Origin of the sequence: Nitrospira sp. (assembly GCA_016873435.1) — a bacterium.
Classification (GTDB): Bacteria; Nitrospirota; Nitrospiria; order Nitrospirales; family Nitrospiraceae; genus VGXF01.
This window is the reverse complement of record VGXF01000002.1, coordinates 86353-102615: the sequence shown is the minus strand read 5'-3', so window position 1 is coordinate 102615 and position 16263 is coordinate 86353. Positions and strand designations below refer to the sequence as shown.

General features: G+C 59.7%; 14 protein-coding genes. 5 read left to right on the top strand and 9 right to left on the bottom strand.

Annotated elements, in window-relative coordinates; all coding sequences use genetic code 11:
- Positions 1–256: 256 nt before the first annotated feature.
- Entirely contained in the window at positions 257–2266 is a 2010-nt protein-coding gene (ligA, locus tag FJ248_02165; GenBank protein MBM4119692.1) for an NAD-dependent DNA ligase LigA, read from the top strand.
- Here the strand turns inward: ligA and FJ248_02160 are convergent.
- The 5 genes from FJ248_02160 to FJ248_02140 form a co-directional block, all read right to left on the bottom strand.
- A complete protein-coding gene (locus tag FJ248_02160; protein MBM4119691.1) occupies positions 2263–3588 on the bottom strand; it encodes an HlyC/CorC family transporter in 1326 nt (441 codons plus the stop codon). The genes ligA and FJ248_02160 overlap by 4 nt on opposite strands.
- Positions 3589–4230: 642 nt before the next feature.
- On the bottom strand, positions 4231–4653 hold the full coding sequence (locus FJ248_02155; GenBank protein MBM4119690.1) for a hypothetical protein: 423 nt from the start codon (positions 4651–4653) through the stop codon (positions 4231–4233).
- A 109-nt stretch (positions 4654–4762) separates the two neighbouring features.
- Positions 4763–5023 (bottom strand): cupin domain-containing protein, encoded by a 261-nt coding sequence (locus FJ248_02150; protein MBM4119689.1) that lies wholly within the window; start codon positions 5021–5023, stop codon positions 4763–4765.
- A gap of 251 nt (positions 5024–5274) precedes the next feature.
- On the bottom strand, positions 5275–5502 hold the full coding sequence (locus FJ248_02145) for a hypothetical protein (GenBank protein ID MBM4119688.1): 228 nt from the start codon (positions 5500–5502) through the stop codon (positions 5275–5277).
- A gap of 55 nt (positions 5503–5557) precedes the next feature.
- On the bottom strand, positions 5558–9103 hold the full coding sequence (locus FJ248_02140; GenBank protein ID MBM4119687.1) for a vitamin B12-dependent ribonucleotide reductase: 3546 nt from the start codon (positions 9101–9103) through the stop codon (positions 5558–5560).
- Positions 9104–9684: 581 nt separating this feature from the next.
- On the opposite strand from FJ248_02140, the gene FJ248_02135 reads away from it, so the two are divergent.
- On the top strand, positions 9685–9978 hold the full coding sequence (locus FJ248_02135; GenBank protein MBM4119686.1) for a hypothetical protein: 294 nt from the start codon (positions 9685–9687) through the stop codon (positions 9976–9978).
- A 9-nt stretch (positions 9979–9987) separates the two neighbouring features.
- Here FJ248_02135 and FJ248_02130 read toward each other — a convergent pair whose 3' ends face one another.
- Positions 9988–11160, bottom strand: a complete 1173-nt coding sequence (locus tag FJ248_02130; protein MBM4119685.1) for an MFS transporter — start codon at positions 11158–11160, stop codon at positions 9988–9990.
- 54 nt (positions 11161–11214) lie between these two features.
- Positions 11215–11622, bottom strand: coding sequence for a hypothetical protein (locus FJ248_02125; protein MBM4119684.1), 408 nt, complete (start codon positions 11620–11622; stop codon positions 11215–11217).
- Between the two features lie 105 nt (positions 11623–11727).
- On the opposite strand from FJ248_02125, the gene mtaB reads away from it, so the two are divergent.
- The 3 genes from mtaB to miaB are packed head-to-tail and all read left to right on the top strand — an operon-like array spanning position 11728 to position 14743.
- Positions 11728–13035, top strand: coding sequence for a tRNA (N(6)-L-threonylcarbamoyladenosine(37)-C(2))-methylthiotransferase MtaB (gene mtaB, locus FJ248_02120; protein MBM4119683.1), 1308 nt, complete (start codon positions 11728–11730; stop codon positions 13033–13035).
- Positions 13032–13388 carry a hypothetical protein gene (locus tag FJ248_02115; GenBank protein MBM4119682.1) on the top strand — a complete coding sequence of 119 codons (357 nt, stop codon included), beginning with the start codon at positions 13032–13034 and terminating at the stop codon, positions 13386–13388. Before mtaB ends, FJ248_02115 begins: the two co-directional genes overlap by 4 nt.
- 2 nt (positions 13389–13390) lie before the next feature.
- Positions 13391–14743: a tRNA (N6-isopentenyl adenosine(37)-C2)-methylthiotransferase MiaB gene (gene miaB / locus FJ248_02110; protein MBM4119681.1), complete on the top strand. Its 1353-nt coding sequence runs from the start codon at positions 13391–13393 to the stop codon at positions 14741–14743.
- Here miaB and FJ248_02105 read toward each other — a convergent pair.
- Both FJ248_02105 and ureG read right to left on the bottom strand, forming a co-directional pair.
- Positions 14740–15594, bottom strand: a complete 855-nt coding sequence (locus FJ248_02105) for a hypothetical protein (protein ID MBM4119680.1) — start codon at positions 15592–15594, stop codon at positions 14740–14742. The two genes, miaB and FJ248_02105, sit on opposite strands and share 4 nt — an antisense overlap.
- Positions 15587–16261, bottom strand: coding sequence for an urease accessory protein UreG (ureG, locus tag FJ248_02100; protein ID MBM4119679.1), 675 nt, complete (start codon positions 16259–16261; stop codon positions 15587–15589). The genes FJ248_02105 and ureG overlap by 8 nt, the downstream gene beginning before the upstream one ends.
- Positions 16262–16263 lie beyond the last annotated feature (2 nt).

Here is a 16263-nt window from a genome sequence, read left to right as displayed (position 1 = left end):
TTTTCTGCCATCACACAGCCGGATAGCAGCAGCACGCTGCATCCGATCGCTGCAACCCGCAAGGTCATATCTCGATTCATACCCCAACCTTTCCTTCGCTGTACGCACGAAACCGATGCCAAAGGATAGAGCGCAACGACTTGAAAGTCAAAGCGAAAACGTTAATCAAAATGCTAGGATAGCTCGCTTTTGCCGTTTGACCGCCTCGCCTGGCTGTGCTACGGTTTGCCGCGCTCACCTCACGCGGAACTCGCGCATGACCAGTCGCAACGTCCAGGCCCGTATCGACACGCTTCGAATCGAAATCCGCCGCCACGATTACCTCTATTACGTCAAGGACCGTCCGGAAATTTCCGACGCCGCTTACGACACGCTCTTTAAGGAACTGAGCGCACTGGAAGCGGCCCACCCAGCCCTCGTCACGCTGGATTCCCCGACCCAGCGCATCGGCGCCCCACCACTCGACGCGCTAAAAAAAGCTCCCCACGAGCGGCCCATGCTGAGCCTGGACTCCCTTCTGGACCGAGAAGACGTCCTGGCCTTCGCCAAACGGATGGAAAAGGAACTGGGCGAATCCACCATCGCCTATACGGCCGAACCCAAATTCGACGGCCTGTCGGTTGAACTGGTGTACGAACATGGCTCGTTCGTCCGAGGCTCCACACGCGGCGACGGCACTACCGGGGAGGACGTAACAATCAATCTGCGGACGATCCGCTCGCTGCCGCTCCACTTGCAGGCCGATGCCCATCCGCCCGCCCGTCTCGTTGTGCGCGGTGAGGTCTACATGAAACTCGACGAGTTTCAGGCGCTCAACCGGCGCATCACGGAGCGCGGCGAAGAAGCCTTTGCCAATCCGCGCAACGCCGCCTCCGGCTCCCTCAGACAACTCGATTCCAAAATCACTGCGGAGCGTCCGCTCGTCGTCATCTGCTACGAAATCCTGGGACAGTCAGGCCAGCAGCCCGCGACGCATTGGGACGAACTGGAAACGCTGGCCCGGTGGGGCCTGCCAACACCGGCGCATCGCAAACAGTGCGCTGACATTAAAGAGGTCATCGCCTTTCATCACAAGACGGAGGGCATGCGCGACGACCTGGCGTACGAGATCGACGGTATCGTCGTGAAGGTCAACCGGCGGGACTGGCAGGACCGGCTGGGCGAAAAATCCCGCAGCCCCCGCTGGGCCATCGCCTATAAATTCACGCCGCGCAAGGAAATCACGAAAATCCACCAGATCATCGTGTCGGTCGGACGAACCGGCACCCTCACTCCTGTCGCGCTGTTGAATCCAGTCGAGGTCGGTGGCGTGACGATCAGCCGCGCCACCCTGCACAATGCCGACGAGGTCGCGCGCAAGGACGTCCGGGACGGTGACACCGTGAAGGTCGAACGCGCCGGCGACGTCATCCCCGCCATCGCTGAGCGAGTGCCAGTTCCCGGGGAACATCGCGCAGCGCCCTTCCGAATGCCGGACCAGTGCCCCGTCTGCGGCTCGACCGTCGCCAGGGAGGGCGCCTATTACTATTGTACGGGCCAAGCCGTTTGCCGAGCACAAATCCAAGGTGCCATTGAGCACTTCGCGTCAAAAAATGCGATGAATATCGAGGGACTCGGTAAAAAAACCGTCGCACAACTAGTCGAGCAAGGGCTCGTGAAGGACCTGGCCGATCTCTACCGGCTGACCAAGGACGACTTGCTTCCACTGGAAGGCTTTGCCGAAAAATCTGCCTCGCTTCTCGTGCATGCTATTGAACAGAGTAAGCGAGCTCCGCTCGACCGCTTTCTGATGGGCCTCGGCATCCGCCAGGTAGGCCAGCACATCGCCCGCGTTTTGGCTGGGCACTTTAAGACGCTTGAGGCCAGCATGGCCGCCAGCCGGGAGAGCTTCGAGCGTGTCCACGAGATCGGCCCTGAGATTGCTGCCAGCTTGGAATCATTCTTCAAAGAGGCCCACAACAGGATAGTCATCGCACGACTGCGTCAACTGGGACTCACAATCGAGTCCGTGCCGGACGCAGCTCCCGGTGCAAAACCGCTGGCAGGGAAAACTTTCGTCTTCACCGGTGGACTCATCCAGCTCAACCGAAACGAGGCGCAACGGCGCGTAGAGCATTTGGGAGCCAAGGCCGCCTCAAGCGTCAGCAAGCTAACCGATTACGTCGTAGCCGGGGCCGCTGCCGGCGCGAAGCTGGAGAAGGCCCACAAACTCGGTGTGAAGATTTTGACGGAAGACGAATTCGAGCGTCTGCTGGAGCACCTTTAGAAGAAACTACGGTAGGTGCCTGCCGACTGCTGGATTTGTTTGGGCTTCTGTTCCACCAGTGACTCGACAACCGCGATGGGCTTCTCCTCCTTGAAAATCTGCACGCTCTTGATGGATTTGGCGTCTGCCTCGTGGACGACGATGCGGCAATGGCCGATCCGAATCTCCTCGCCCACCGCAGGAATCCGCCCCAGCTTGGTCTGAATCAGGCCGCTGATCGTCGTTGGCTCTTCGTCATCAAACTCAGCCTTGAAGAACTCGTTGATGCGGCGCACCTCAGTCCGGCCATGCACGAGGACATGGGTCTTGCCGATGCGCTTGATCAATTCCTCAGTAATGTCGGTCTCGTCCATGATCTCGCCGACGACCTCCTCGAGGAGATCCTCCAGCGTCACGATGCCCATCGTGCCGCCAAATTCGTTGACCACGACGGCGATGTGCCGATGTTCCTGCTGGAACTGCTTCATCAGATCGTCGGCGGGCTTCGAAGCCGGCACGAAAAGCGCCGGCTGGGCGATGTCTTTCAACCGCTGGCCGTCATGGCCCTGCGCCAGCTCCATCAGCGCCTTGGTCTTGGACACAATACCCGTCACATTGTCCAGACTGCCGTCATAGATGGGAATGCGCGAAAACTTAGCTTTGAAGAGCTGGGCCTGCACGTCCTTGAGCAGGCAGTTCCCGTCCAGCGCGAAGACATAGAGACGCGGCGACATCGCGTCCTCGGCCGTGATGTCGTTAAGCTGGAAGACGTTTTTGATCATGGTCACTTCTTCTGTCTCGATCTGGCCAGCCCGGCCGCCCGCGTCGAGCATGATCTTGAGCTCTTCCTCCGTCACCGAGGGCACGGCCATGCCTTTGCCGCCCGTCAGCTTGTCCACCAGCGGCTCCAGCACCAACAACGGCAGCGTCATGATCCATTCCAGCCAATACACCGGATAGGCCATGTTGAGGACCAGCGGGGTGGCCATCTTGCCCGCCCAGGTCTTGGGCACCACACCGCCGAAGAGCATGATGAACACACCGACCACGCTCGTGACGACTGAGACCATCTGCGGGAGCGTCAGCAGCCCCTCCTGGTACCGGTCTGTTGTGATCCTGACCGCATAGATCGGAATCCAGGCCATGATCATGTATTCCAAGATGGAGAGGGTCAGCAGCAGCCGCTGGGGATTGCCCCGAATATGGAGCGCCATGGAAGCCCGCTTGTGGCCGTCCTCGGCCAAGGCGCGCAACCGGGTCTCTCCCACCGAGAAAAAGGCGATCTCGGTGGCGGCCATAATAGCCACCAATACGATCAGACCCGTGAGAATCAGAAAGTCCATACTAGTTTTGATTGCCCGATAACTGTATCACAAATGCACACCCTTAAATAAAAATTAAAGAATTAAAAGTCCTTTTATATCAATAACTTATAAATATTTTTGCTCTTATATTCTTGTCTCTCCACTACGGAATAAAATTTAATAAAACAATTTAAAATCAATGGCTTATGAAATACTTTGTGTGGTTTTGAACATGATCGGATTGGCTTGGAATTTTGACTCGATCACTCAAGAGACCGAATCTACTGGCTGCTTGGTTTCAAACTGGAGGACATGGATCTGATACTGCCCCCCTGCTCGATACCGTCTCGCCCCTGACGTCCTGGGAGTCATCCCGTAGTCAGCTGGCGCGAGCCTCGGCAGTGACCTGTTCTGCAAAGGAGGCTACTTGGACACGGTAAGAGCCCTTGGCCCGAGCGAAAGGGTCCGGCAAGCGGTCAACTGATGGGTGCCGAAGGGTTTCCTGCTGGCTGGTTTCTTACCACGCAAGCCCGAACCGAACCAGGAGGCTGTTCTACGCTCACTGAACCCCACGGGATAGCCGGCAGAGGCCACAAGATGGATACTTGATGGAGTGCCCCAGCTGGCGAAGAACACCGCGGGAGGCGGGCTGCGAATACCAAGGCGCCGTGGACAGCCCGGCTATATTTCGTCCAGAGATTCTTCTCGAAGGACTTCCTGGGCTTTTTTTACGTCGGAGACGGACAGTACAACGATCGCCCGTTTCCCCTCGCGTGACGGCGTACAGTAACCGCACGTAATATTAATATGGGCGTCCCGCAAATGCTGCGCGACGGTCCCCAATGCGCCCGGCTTGTTCTCGAGGCTCAATACGAGTGCCTGCTCCTCGTAGTAATCAATCTTTTCGACCTTGAGCGCGGCGCGGCCCTTCTCTGGATCAGAAACAACGACACGCATGTTGTCCTTCCCGTTGGCCTGCCCCGCCTGCTCCCAGGCGCAAAAGGCCTTGATGTTGACCCCCTTGGAGCCAAAGGCCTTGGCGATGCGGGACAAGACTCCGGGCTTGCTCTCTAGACTCAAGATGAACTGCGTTGCGATCGGCATAACCATTTCCTCCGAAAATGAGGCTATCGGTGATGAGCTGCGGGCAATGAGCCCCAACGGAAGACGGATTTCCCCCTTGCTGATTGTCTATCGTCTGAATGTTTGTACCCTACAACCCCCGCGCGGTTGCGCTCCCACCGCTTCGCACGGAAGAGGTTGCACGCGCAGGGATAAGCACTTCCTCGCCGATCTGAGGCCGGAAGGGCCGCACCTGCATCTCCAGCTCCAACTGCTCGTCCAGCACCATCAGCAACTCAGCCGTGTCATGCACATAGCCTTTCCACGCCTGCCCTGACAAATCCACCCAGAGTCCGCAACTGACCCCATGGGCTTGCCAGTCGCACCCAGGCTGCGCATGCTCGACCTTCACTGCCCGATTATACTCTGATTGGCCCGCTCCTAACAAAACGGGGATGCGGCCATGAACCGCACCCCCGCTCGTGTTCCCCCATCACGCGCCGCAGGCGCCCGGTCTCACGACAACTGGAAGGCTCCGTTTAAAAAAGCATAGTCGTAGACGGCGGCAAGGGTCATCTTCGACCGGAGTGCCATTTGCTGCGCCGCCGTCCGCTGGCCCTTGGGCACGAAAATGACGAGCGGCACGCCCAGACTTGCGTCGTCCTACCCCTGCCCGCCCGTCCTTGCTTCCGAGAGTGATTCATCTGGTTCCACCTCCGCCATCCCTTCGACCTTGTTTTTGCCACCCGTGACGGTCCCATCGACGATGTCCGGACAGCTCCGATCCCACTGGGTCCATCGGGCCCGCGCCGCGTCCGAATTGATCGTGATCGGGCACTGCCTAAACTGAGCCCCACGCTGCGCCACCAGATTCACGCCCTGGCCATGCACGGAATCCGTGCCGATGCTGCGCCAGGATCATGCTCACCCGCCCCGCCCGTGCTGGTTACGAGCACCCGCTGGTGGCGCCGCACGTCTCGCACTTGAGGCACGTGCCATTGCGCACCATCGTAAACTGTTTGCATTCCGTGCACGGATCGCCCTCGTAGCCCTTGAGCCGGGCCGTCTGCCGCTGAGACTGCACCGCCGTGGCCGTCAGTGTGACGGTCTCGCGCATCGTATGCGTCATCTCCATACGGGCGACTCCGGCCGCTGTTCCTCCGTTGCCGTTCCCCTTGTCGCCGCGCGAGGGAATCCGGTCTGTGCTGATAGCCAGCGCCGCCAGCGACTCGGGATCGGCCTCCTCCGCGTCCGTGCATTCAGGGTCCTGCTCGTCCTTCTTCATCGAATCCATACGCAGGTCCTCTTCCTTCACCTGTGCGAGGTCCCCGCGGTCCAGATAGGTGATCGCCAATTCGCGGAAGATGTAGTCGATGATCGAGGTGGACATCTTGATCCGGTCGTTGAGTTTCACTGGCCCGTTCGGCTCGAACCGTGTGAACACGAAGGCCTCGACATACTCCTCGAGCGGCACGCCATGCTGCAGGCCCAGCGAGATCGCGATGGCAAAGCAGTTCATGAGGCTGCGGAACGCCGCCCCCTCCTTGTGCATATCGAGAAAGATTTCCCCAAGTGTGCCGTCGCCGTACTCGCCGGTACGGAGGTAGATCTTATGCCCGCCAACAATGGCCTTCTGCGTGTACCCGCTCCGCCGCTCCGGCATCCGGCGCCGCCGCCCGATGTAGCGGATCATGACCCGCTCGGCGATCTTTTCAGCGACCTTGACGACGTCGCCGCTCTCGACGGCCTCGCCCCGTTCCGACATGGCGTTGAGCGGCTGGCTGAGTTTAGAGCCGTCGCGGTAGAGCGCTACGGCCTTGTTCATGAGGCGCCACGCGAGCAAGTACGAGTCCTTGACTTCCTGCACCGTGGCGTCGGCCGGCATGTTGATTGTCTTGCTGATTGCGCCGCTGATGAAGGGCTGCGCGGCAGCCATCATCCGGATGTGGGCGTCCACGGCAATATACCGCTGGCCGGTCCGGCCGCACCGGTTGGCGCAATCGAACACCGGCAGATGCTCGGACTTCAAATGCGGCGCGCCCTCCACCGTCATGGTGCCGCAGCAGTAATCATTGGCCGCCATGATCTGCTCCTGCGTAAAGCCGAGTGCCTTGAGCATGTTGAAAGACGGATCGTTTAACTGCTCGTTGGCAAAACCGAGCTTCTCCTTGCAGAACTCCTCCCCGAGCGTGTACTTGTTGAACGCGAACTGGATTTCAAACGCCTGCCAGAGCCCCGTTTCCAAGCAGTCCAGCGCCGCCCCGTTGAATCCCTTGGCCTGCAGTGTTTCGTGGTTGATAAACGGCGCGCCCTTGAGCGTCCGGCGGCCGGTGCAATAAGTCACGATCTCCTGAATCTGCGACTCGCCGAAGCCGAGCGTCTGCAGCGCCGGCGGCAGGCTCTGGTTGACAATCTTGAAGTAGCCCCCGCCCGCCAGCTTCTTGAACTTGACCAGCGCGAAATCCGGTTCGATACCAGTGGTGTCGCAGTCCATCACCAGTCCGATCGTGCCGGTCGGCGCGATGCAGGTCGTCTGCGCGTTGCGGTAGCCGTAGGCCGTGCCCAGTTCGAGCGCCCGGTCCCAGGACCGTCGCGCGCCGAGCAGCAGCTCCGGGGGGCAGTGCTCGGGATGGATCCCCATCGGCCTGACCGTCAGGCCCTCGTATTCCTCAGGGGCCGCATTATAAGCCGCGCGGCGATGATTGCGGATGACCCGCAGCATGTGATCGCGATTCCTCGCGTAGCCGTCAAAGGCGCCCAATTCGGCCGCCATCTCGGCCGACGTCGCATAGGACTCGCCGGTGAGAATCGCCGTGAGCGCGCCGCAGATGGCCAGCGCCTTAGGCGAGTCGTAGGGAATGCCCTGCCGCATGAGCACGGTGCCGAGGTTGGCGTAGCCCAGCCCTAGCGTTCGGAAAATGAAACTCTTCTGCGCGATCGGCTTGCTTGGAAAGGAGGCCATGAGCACGCTGATCTCTAGCGTGATCGTCCAGAGCCGCACGGCGTGGCGGTAATCCTCGAGATTAAACCTGCCGTCTGCCGAGTAGAACTGCACCAGATTCAGGGACGCCAGGTTGCAGGCCGTGTCGTCTAGAAACATGTACTCGCTGCACGGATTAGACGCATTGATACGGCCGTCCTCCGGACAGGTGTGCCACTCGTTGATCGTCGTATCATACTGCGTGCCGGGATCCGCACAGGTCCAGGCCGCCCAGGAGATTTTGTCCCACAATTCGCGCGCCTTGAGTTTTTTGACGACCTTTCCGTCCGTGCGCCGCTTGAGCTCCCAGTCACCATCTTTTTCCAAGGCCTCAAAAAACCCGTTGGGAATGCGGATGCTGTTGTTCGAATTCTGCCCGGACACCGTCTGGTAGGCCTTGCCGTCCCAGTTGACGTCGTATTCATGAAAGGCAAAGTGCGTAAAGCCTTCTTGCGCGTAGCTGAACATCCGCTGGACGTAGGCTTCCGGCACATGGGCCTTCCGCGCCTCGCGCATGGCGTCCTTGAGCACGGGATTTTTCTGCAAATCCGTTTCTACCTTCGTGCCGCCGGCGCCGTCCGGCACATGGCAGGCCTTCAGCACTGCATTCAGGCGCTGCGCGCAGATCTTGGAGCCGGCCACCATAGCGGCGACCTTCTGCTCCTCGATCACCTTCCAGTCGATGAATTCCTCGATATCAGGGTGGTCCAGATCGAGGCAGACCATCTTGGCCGCACGTCTGGTGGTCCCGCCTGACTTGATCGCACCGGCCGCGCGGTCGCCAATCCGCAAAAACGACATGAGGCCGGAGGACCGCCCGCCACCCGACAGCGGCTCGTTGTCCCCGCGCAGTCTGGAAAAATTCGTCCCCGTGCCTGATCCGTACTTAAACAGCCGCGCCTCTCGGGTCCAGAGATCCATGATCCCGCCGTCGTTGACCAGATCGTCCTCGACGGACTGAATAAAACAGGCGTGGGGCTGCGGGTGCTCGTAGGTGTTGGACGCCTTGGTCATGTGCTTGGATTTCGGATCCACATAATAGTGGCCCTGCGCCGGCCCCGAAAGGTCGTAGGCGAAGTGTAGACCCGTGTTGAACCACTGGGGGGAATTCGGTGCTCCCATCTGACGGGCCAGCATGTGGCACATCTCGTCGTAGTAGGCCGTCGCATCTTCCTTCGTATTGAAGTACCCATGCGTCTTGCCCCAGTGCGTCCAGCAGCCCGCCAGGCGGTGGAACACCTGCAGCGCATCGCGCTCCCCGCCCGTCACCGGCTTGCCATCCTTGGTCAGCGGCTTGCCGTCAGGCCCCTGCTGGGGAATACCGGCCTTGCGGAAATACTTCTGCGCCAGGATGTCGATGGCCAGCTGGGTCCACGACTCCGGCACTTCGATATTGTCGAGCTTGAAGACAACAGAGCCGTCGGGGTTCCTGATTTCTGAGGACCGCTTGGCGAACTTGATCCCGTCGTAGGGCCCCTGTCCTTTGCGTGTAAACCGACGTTCAATCCTCACCGTATGCCTCCTTCACCCGCGACTACGGGAATCGGCCAATGTATTTTGCCAAAGGCATCGCTTATCTGCATAGGGGAGAGCAAAGATAAAAAGAACGGATACCATATTCTGAAACCCGCTTATACGATTGAAAATGCTGAGGAATACTGTCTGGCTGAATTTTCCCTGTGGAGCTTCCCGCGACCCCCAAAACCTTTTGCGGTTGCCTGCTCCATAAATAAGAGACTCGTCCAGCCGGAAGGTATGAACTGCCGCGGACTATAGTCATAAATGTGGGGCCTGTCAAGACAAAATTACACTACATATTGTGGTTATGTGTGAATAGATAGAAATTCCTGTGAATAACCGTATTCCCGCTCTGGTGCTGACAAATGTGTGCATTTGCCTGACTTATTCACAGCCAAATGGGCCTGTGAGAGTCTGCGCGCTGGGGACATAAACGCTAATATTTGAGGGCAGGAACAAATTGTCCGAGCTTAAGCATGCGCGCATCCGCTCAGGGGCAAGATGCGTTGACAATCGCGCATCGCTTGCCTATCGTGCAACGCATCGTCCACACACCACGTCAAAAGGGGGCCGTCATGTTAGTCTGGAATAAAAAGATCGCGCTCGGTCTGCTAGCCGCGTTCGCTGTCATGATCGCGGTCTTCTCGCTCGAAGAACCAGGCACAGCGGCTAGCCATCTAGGAAGCCATACGACCTTCTGGATCACCCTGAACTACGTCGGGCTAGTGGTCTGGGTGTTTATCTGGATGCTCGCCCAGGCCAACGTGCGCGGGCAGCAGGCTGCCGTCTGGGTCTGGCTGATGCCGTTCCTCTTCGCGCCCCTGCCAACACTGGCAGCCTATATTCTGTTCATGCAGCGGAAGGCCTGACGAAGACACTCAGGCTGCTAACTGACGACGAAGCCGCCAGACGATCCAGAGACCCGGCAACGAAGCCAGGACTGTCAGGAAGAAAAAGGCGCCCCAATCTAGCACGGCCACCAGTTTCGCAGCTGGCACGCCCAGCCAGATACGGTTGAGCGACTCCAGCGACGTAAGCAGCGCGAATTGCGTTGCGGTGAACCGGTGGTCGCACAGCGACATCACCAGCGCTACGAAGGCGGCCGTGCCCATCCCTCCGGTCAGGCTCTCGATCACGACCGAAACCATCAGCAGATCGTAGCGCGGTCCGGCCAGCGCTAGCACCACAAATGCCAGATTGGACAGGGCCTGTCCGACGCCGAAGATCAACAGCGACGTCGGTAAACTCCACCGTGTCATCATTGCTCCGCCGATCACGGCACCCAGAATAGTCGCGCCCAGACCGATTCCACGCGCCGCTCCCACGTCGGTCTTCTCAAAACCCAAGCCTTGCATCAGAAACGGTGTGGTTAACGAGGCAGCAAACGCGTCGCCGAGCTTGTAGAGCAGGATCAGCCCGATGAGTGCGACTGCGGTCGGCCGGGCAAAGAATTCTTTCAGCGGTCCCCACACGGCCTCGCCCATCGTGGCCGGCAGCAAAGGCGGCGCCTCCGGCTCCTGAGAAACGAGAATGGCTGTGAGGCCGACGATCATCAAACCGGCCATCGCGAGATAGGCCCCCGGCCACCCATACGCATGCGCGATGAAGAGCGCGGCTGATCCCGCCGCTAACAGCCCAATGCGATAACCAGCTACCCAGATCGCCGCCCCGAGCCCCCGTTCCTCCAAATGCAGCAGATCTGCCCGATAGGCGTCGAACACGATATCCTGCGATGCAGAAAGAAAAGCTACGAGCAGGGCAAGAACACCCAACAGCGGCAGCAGGTCGTGCGGATCCGTCAGCGCCATCGCCGCCACGCCGATAATGAGCGCCGTCTGTGTCGCTAGCATCCAGCCTCGCCGCCGTCCCAGCCACGGCAGCGTGAACCGGTCCATCAGCGGCGCCCAGAGAAATTTCAGCGCGTAGGGCAGCCCGACGAATCCAAACCAGCCGATCGTGGAGAGATCTACCTTGGCATCCGAAAGCCAGGCTTGCAGCGTCCCGGCCGTCAATGCCAGTGGCAGGCCGGAGGCAAACCCCAGTGGCAGCATGACGCCGAGACGGCGGTTGGCGAGACTCGCGAGCGCGTTTGGAGCGTTCACGCGCTAGCAGGCCTGTCCGTTGAAGGAGCAGGGCTTGTAGCGGGAGAGATCGAAGTCGATGTTTTCCTGATAGACCCGCTCGTTACCGTTGACTCCGTCCATCTGCGGATCATTCCACATCGTGTGGTTCCACCAATAGAAGAGCGGGTGCGGCTCAGTGTAGTAGACCGGATTGCCGTAGGCGCTCCGCGCATGTTCCATGACGGAACGGCCGGTGATGTAGTCCACCGTGCCGTCCCCCTTCAGCGAATAGAGCATGATGAACAGGCGCGCTTCATGATCGTAGATTTCGTCTATGCGCAGGCCTGGATCCGGCTCAACGGGCAGACTGTCTTTCGAGGCAAGAGCGGGAAAAGTGGATAACGAGAGCAGCAGGCAGGCGCCAACAACCCCGATTCTGACGCTCACCATACCGTTCCCTTCAGCATGGAACCGGCAAGACAGGCAACACGCGGGGCTATCCTAACACAGCCCCTCCTTGCCGTCCACGCGCCCGACTCCGTATAATCGACCACGATGCAGAACGGACGTCCCCGGGCCTCGCTACACACACTCGGCTGCCGGCTCAACCAGTCGGAAACGGCGCTGCTCGCCGACCGCCTGCAAACAAACGGCTATGAGATTGTGGACTATGGCCAGCCGACCGATTTGCTGGTACTTAACACCTGCACGGTGACCGACGAAGCGGAACGGATGTGCCGTTATGAAATCCGCAAGACCCTACGCCATTCGCCCCAGGCCTTCGTCGCCGTGACTGGCTGCTACGCACAGACCGGCGTCGAATCGCTTCGGCACTTGTCCGGCGTGGATCTCATTCTCGGCAACCAATATAAGATGTCACTCCCGGCCTACCTACCCGCTCCGTCGGCGTTGGCCAAGCAGCCCGCGCCGACTCTGCTCCACACCAAAAGGCTGGACTGCGAGGATTTTTCAATTGATGGCGTCGGGGGCTCCGCTGCCACGCGCGCCAATCTGAAAATTCAGGACGGCTGCAACTTCATGTGCTCTTTCTGCCTTATCCCCTTCGCCCGCGGGCATGAACGCAGCCGCGTGTGGGACAACACAATTCGCGAAGCGGAGGCACTGGTCTCGCGCGGCCACCGCGAGCTTGTGCTGACCGGCGTTAACATCGGGCAATACAAACCGGCAGGCCGATCGCTGCTCGATCTCATCAAGCAGATGGAATCCCTCGAGGGACTGGACCGTATCCGCATCTCGTCCATCGAACCGACGACGGTCTCGGACGACCTGCTGGAGCACATGGCCGTATCAAGCAAGCTCTGTCGTCACCTCCATCTACCGCTGCAGAGCGGCAGCGACGAAGTCTTACTGAACATGAACCGCCGCTACACGGTGCAGGACTATGCCGCCTTCGTAACGAAGGCCTTTCATCTGATGCCCGATCTCTGTCTCGGCACCGACATACTGGTGGGCTTCCCCGGCGAGAACGATGCACATTTCGCCAATACGCTCACCACCGTGACTGATCTGCCCTTTTCGTATCTGCACGTCTTCGCCTATTCGGAACGGCCAGGCACCGCCGCCGCGCGCATGGCCGATCGAGTGCCGTCGGCCACCAGGCGCCGACGCAATAAAACGCTGGCCGAGCTGTCCCGCGCTAAACGTCTCGCCTTCTATCAGCGTCATGTCGGGCAGACGGTCGGCGTCCTCTTTGAATCGCAGGATGACCAGGGCCGATGGACCGGCTTCACAAACAATTATGTGCGCGTCGGCGTGACATCCAACGATGATCTCACGAATGCGCTGCGCCCGGTAACCATTGAGGGCGCCATGGACGGCCTGGCCGTCGGGAGATTGACATGAGTGCACCACTTCGCCTCAGTTTGCTTGCCGCCTTTCTTATGACCGCCGCCTGTCAAACTGGCGGACCGCCGCCGCCAATCGATGGACCGCTCGACGGGATCTGGACCAGTCCACATCTTGGATACGAGTTCATCATCGATGGCCGGCATGGCAAAGCCATCCGCTCGAGCCGTGCAGAGATTCACAAGGGGGATGTCGTCTTTGAGATGCTCGCATTGGATGAAACCATGCGCTTTAGCGGTAGGCAACGGCTAGCGGACGGCACCTGGCGTGAATTCACCGGCGAACTGAAGGCCGATGGCACAATTGACTGCTTAGCCGGCACGTCCCGCTGGGTCTTGGAGAGACGATAGTCATGCCGCTCGTCCAGATTGACCGCGCCTGGCGCGTCCACATTGAAACCTACGGCTGCCAGATGAATGAGTACGACACCGAACTCGTCCGCTCGCTGCTGAAAGCGAAAGGCTTCATCTTTACGGATGACCGCGAACGGGCCGACATCATCCTCATGAACACTTGCGCGATCCGCGAGAACGCGCACTCGAAGGTCTACACTCATCTGGCCGGCCTGCGGGCGCTCAAGCGGCAGCGCCATCTCGTGGTCGGCGTACTGGGCTGCATGGCGCAGAATCTCAAAGACGAACTGACGGCTACGGAACCGCTCGTGGACGTACTGGCCGGCCCCGATTCCTATCGCCGCCTACCCGATCTGCTCTTGCAGGCGATCGAGACCCAGGAGCAGGGCCTCAAACAGCGCCGCCTAGCCGTGGACCTGTCAGAGTACGAAACCTATGACGACATTCTGCCCGAGCGTACCGATGGCGTGAACGCCTGGCTGGCCGTTATGCGGGGCTGCGACAACTTCTGCAGCTTCTGCGTCGTCCCCTACACGCGTGGGCGCGAGCGGTCACGCGAGCCGCAGGGCATTGTCCGCGAGGTCGAGCATCTGGTGGCGCACGGGTATAAGCAGGTCACGCTGCTCGGACAAAACGTCAATTCCTACCGGCTCGACAACTGGGACTTTGCCAAACTCATGCTGGCGGTAGCAGACGTACCGGGTATCGAACGCGTCCGCTTTACGTCGCCACATCCCAAGGATTTTCCGCCAGCTCTGCTGGACGCCGTGGCCGGCCATCCGAAAATCTGCAAGCACATTCACTTGCCGCTGCAATCGGGCAACGACCGAATTCTCGATCTCATGGGCCGCGCTTACACGCGGAAAGACTATCTGGCACTGGTGCATGACATCCGGAAAAGGCATGCCGAGATTGCCCTGACGACCGACATCATCTGCGGATTCTGCGGCGAGACCGAGGACGAATTTCAGGACACCTGCCGCACAATGCAAGAGGTCGGCTTCCATGCCGCCTTCGTCTTCAAATATTCCGAACGCAAACATACGATCGCGGCCAGAAAATATCCGGACGACGTGCCGGAGGAGATTAAATCGGACCGCGTGACACGGCTGGTAAAGATGCAGACCGGTATCGCGCTCAAGAAAAATCAAGAACTGGTCGGCACAACGGTCGTGGCCCTGGTGGAAGGCGACGCCAAGCGGTCAAGGGACCAATGGATGGGAAAAGCCGACAACAGCGTGACGGTCGTGTGGGACAAGAAGGGCTCGCGCGCAAAACCCGGCGACCTCATTCCCCTCGCCGTCTCCCGCGCGTCAGTGACGACGTTGTTTGGGAACGAACTCCCCGTCTAATACCGACGCAGCGCCGGCCTGGGAAGATTCCAGAGAGTCGCGCGGATCGCCAGCCAAAGCTCGTCCAGCGTTTCACTCAAATCCGGTGCTGACTTCGCCATAAGCTTGACGGCGATACCGGGCGCATCCGGCTCAGACACCCCGCCCAGCACCGCGCACGATCGCTTATCCAGAACGACCACCAGTTGCTCTTCAAGCCGCTTCAGACGCTCGGTATCTATTCCATCACCGAACAGGAACAGCGACCCGACATAGTCCCATTCGTTCAGCAAGCCACTGCCGGCGGCGGCGGAATTCAAGTGATACCGTTCCAGCACCGATTTTCCAGATACTTGGTCAATCCGGATTTCATTCTCGAAACTCGTGAAGGCCCACCGCTCCCCCCGTGCCATACGCCCGGACGCCATGGCATCCCAGAGCAACAGCGTTCCGCCCCGCGCAACCTTTGCATGAATAGTCTGTTTGAAGCGTGCGCCAGCATAGGGAATCGTCACCTCGGGCATCCACTCAAGAATGGCATCGGGGCCAACGGAGAGCTCGACTGATTGGACGGATGTCGCCGCAAGCGAACGGTAGACCCGCGTGGCCGATGGTGTTGAAATCAACACGTGGGCCCGCGGACCAAGGGAGACCATCACGGAGAGCCGATCTCCTCCGACCACTCCCCCAGAGGGATTGAGCAGCGGCGTGTAGATGCAGGCGCTGTCGTCGAGTTCGATGGGCGGAGAAAAATGCCACGGCGTGGAGCACCGGGACCGCGTCAGAACCGTGCGATTGCCCTGCCGGGCATAGTCCAGCGTGAGCGCGCCAACACGACCGACTTCCGACGTATCGGCAACCGCCTCAAGCATGGTGGTGCGCGTAGCTCCTCACGAGTTGCTCAACCCATTCCACCACGCTGTCCAACCCTTCACTACTGTGCAAGTTCGTGAAAATGAACGGGAGCGCCCCGCGCATCTTTTTGCTGTCGCGGTCCATCACGGACAAATCAGCGCCCACATGCAGAGCCAGATCGATCTTGTTGATCACCAACAGGTCGGAACGCGTGATGCCGGGCCCCCCCTTGCGGGGAATCTTGTCGCCCGCCGCCACGTCAATCACATAGATAACCTTGTCAGCCAGTTCGGGGCTAAAGGTCGCGGCTAGATTGTCCCCGCCGCTTTCGACGAACATCAGCTCGACGTCCGGATGGCGCTTAAGCAGCTCGTCGAGCGCCTCCTGATTGTGCGACGCGTCTTCGCGTATTGCCGTATGAGGGCAGCCGCCGGTTTCAACACCAAGGATCCGGTCTTGGGGCAACGCGCCCCGGCGCGTCAGAAATTCCGCATCTTCTTTCGTAAAGATATCGTTCGTCACAACGGCAAGGCTGTACTTGTCACGCAGCTTCCGGCAGAGCGCCTCCACCAAGGCTGTTTTTCCGGAGCCGACCGGCCCACCCACGCCAATGACCGGAATATGCTTTTCCCGTGCCCGCATTGTTTTCCCGCTGCCCATAAAATGCTCGTCGCCGCGATGCATGA

What these genes read in the sequence shown, in the direction of transcription:
- FJ248_02115 (MBM4119682.1), top strand. Translation starts at nt 13,032, where the DNA reads ATGAGTGCACCACTTCGCCTCAGTTTGCTTGCCGCCTTTCTTATGACC.
- FJ248_02135 (MBM4119686.1), top strand. Translation starts at nt 9,685, where the DNA reads ATGTTAGTCTGGAATAAAAAGATCGCGCTCGGTCTGCTAGCCGCGTTC.
- FJ248_02155 (MBM4119690.1), bottom strand. Translation starts at nt 4,653, where the DNA reads ATGCCGATCGCAACGCAGTTCATCTTGAGTCTAGAGAGCAAGCCCGGA.
- FJ248_02105 (MBM4119680.1), bottom strand. Translation starts at nt 15,594, where the DNA reads ATGCTTGAGGCGGTTGCCGATACGTCGGAAGTCGGTCGTGTTGGCGCG.
- FJ248_02125 (MBM4119684.1), bottom strand. Translation starts at nt 11,622, where the DNA reads ATGGTGAGCGTCAGAATCGGGGTTGTTGGCGCCTGCCTGCTGCTCTCG.
- ureG (MBM4119679.1), bottom strand. Translation starts at nt 16,261, where the DNA reads ATGCATCGCGGCGACGAGCATTTTATGGGCAGCGGGAAAACAATGCGG.
- FJ248_02130 (MBM4119685.1), bottom strand. Translation starts at nt 11,160, where the DNA reads ATGCTGCCACTGGGGTTTGCCTCCGGCCTGCCACTGGCATTGACGGCC.
- mtaB (MBM4119683.1), top strand. Translation starts at nt 11,728, where the DNA reads ATGCAGAACGGACGTCCCCGGGCCTCGCTACACACACTCGGCTGCCGG.
- FJ248_02160 (MBM4119691.1), bottom strand. Translation starts at nt 3,588, where the DNA reads ATGGACTTTCTGATTCTCACGGGTCTGATCGTATTGGTGGCTATTATG.
- ligA (MBM4119692.1), top strand. Translation starts at nt 257, where the DNA reads ATGACCAGTCGCAACGTCCAGGCCCGTATCGACACGCTTCGAATCGAA.
- miaB (MBM4119681.1), top strand. Translation starts at nt 13,391, where the DNA reads ATGCCGCTCGTCCAGATTGACCGCGCCTGGCGCGTCCACATTGAAACC.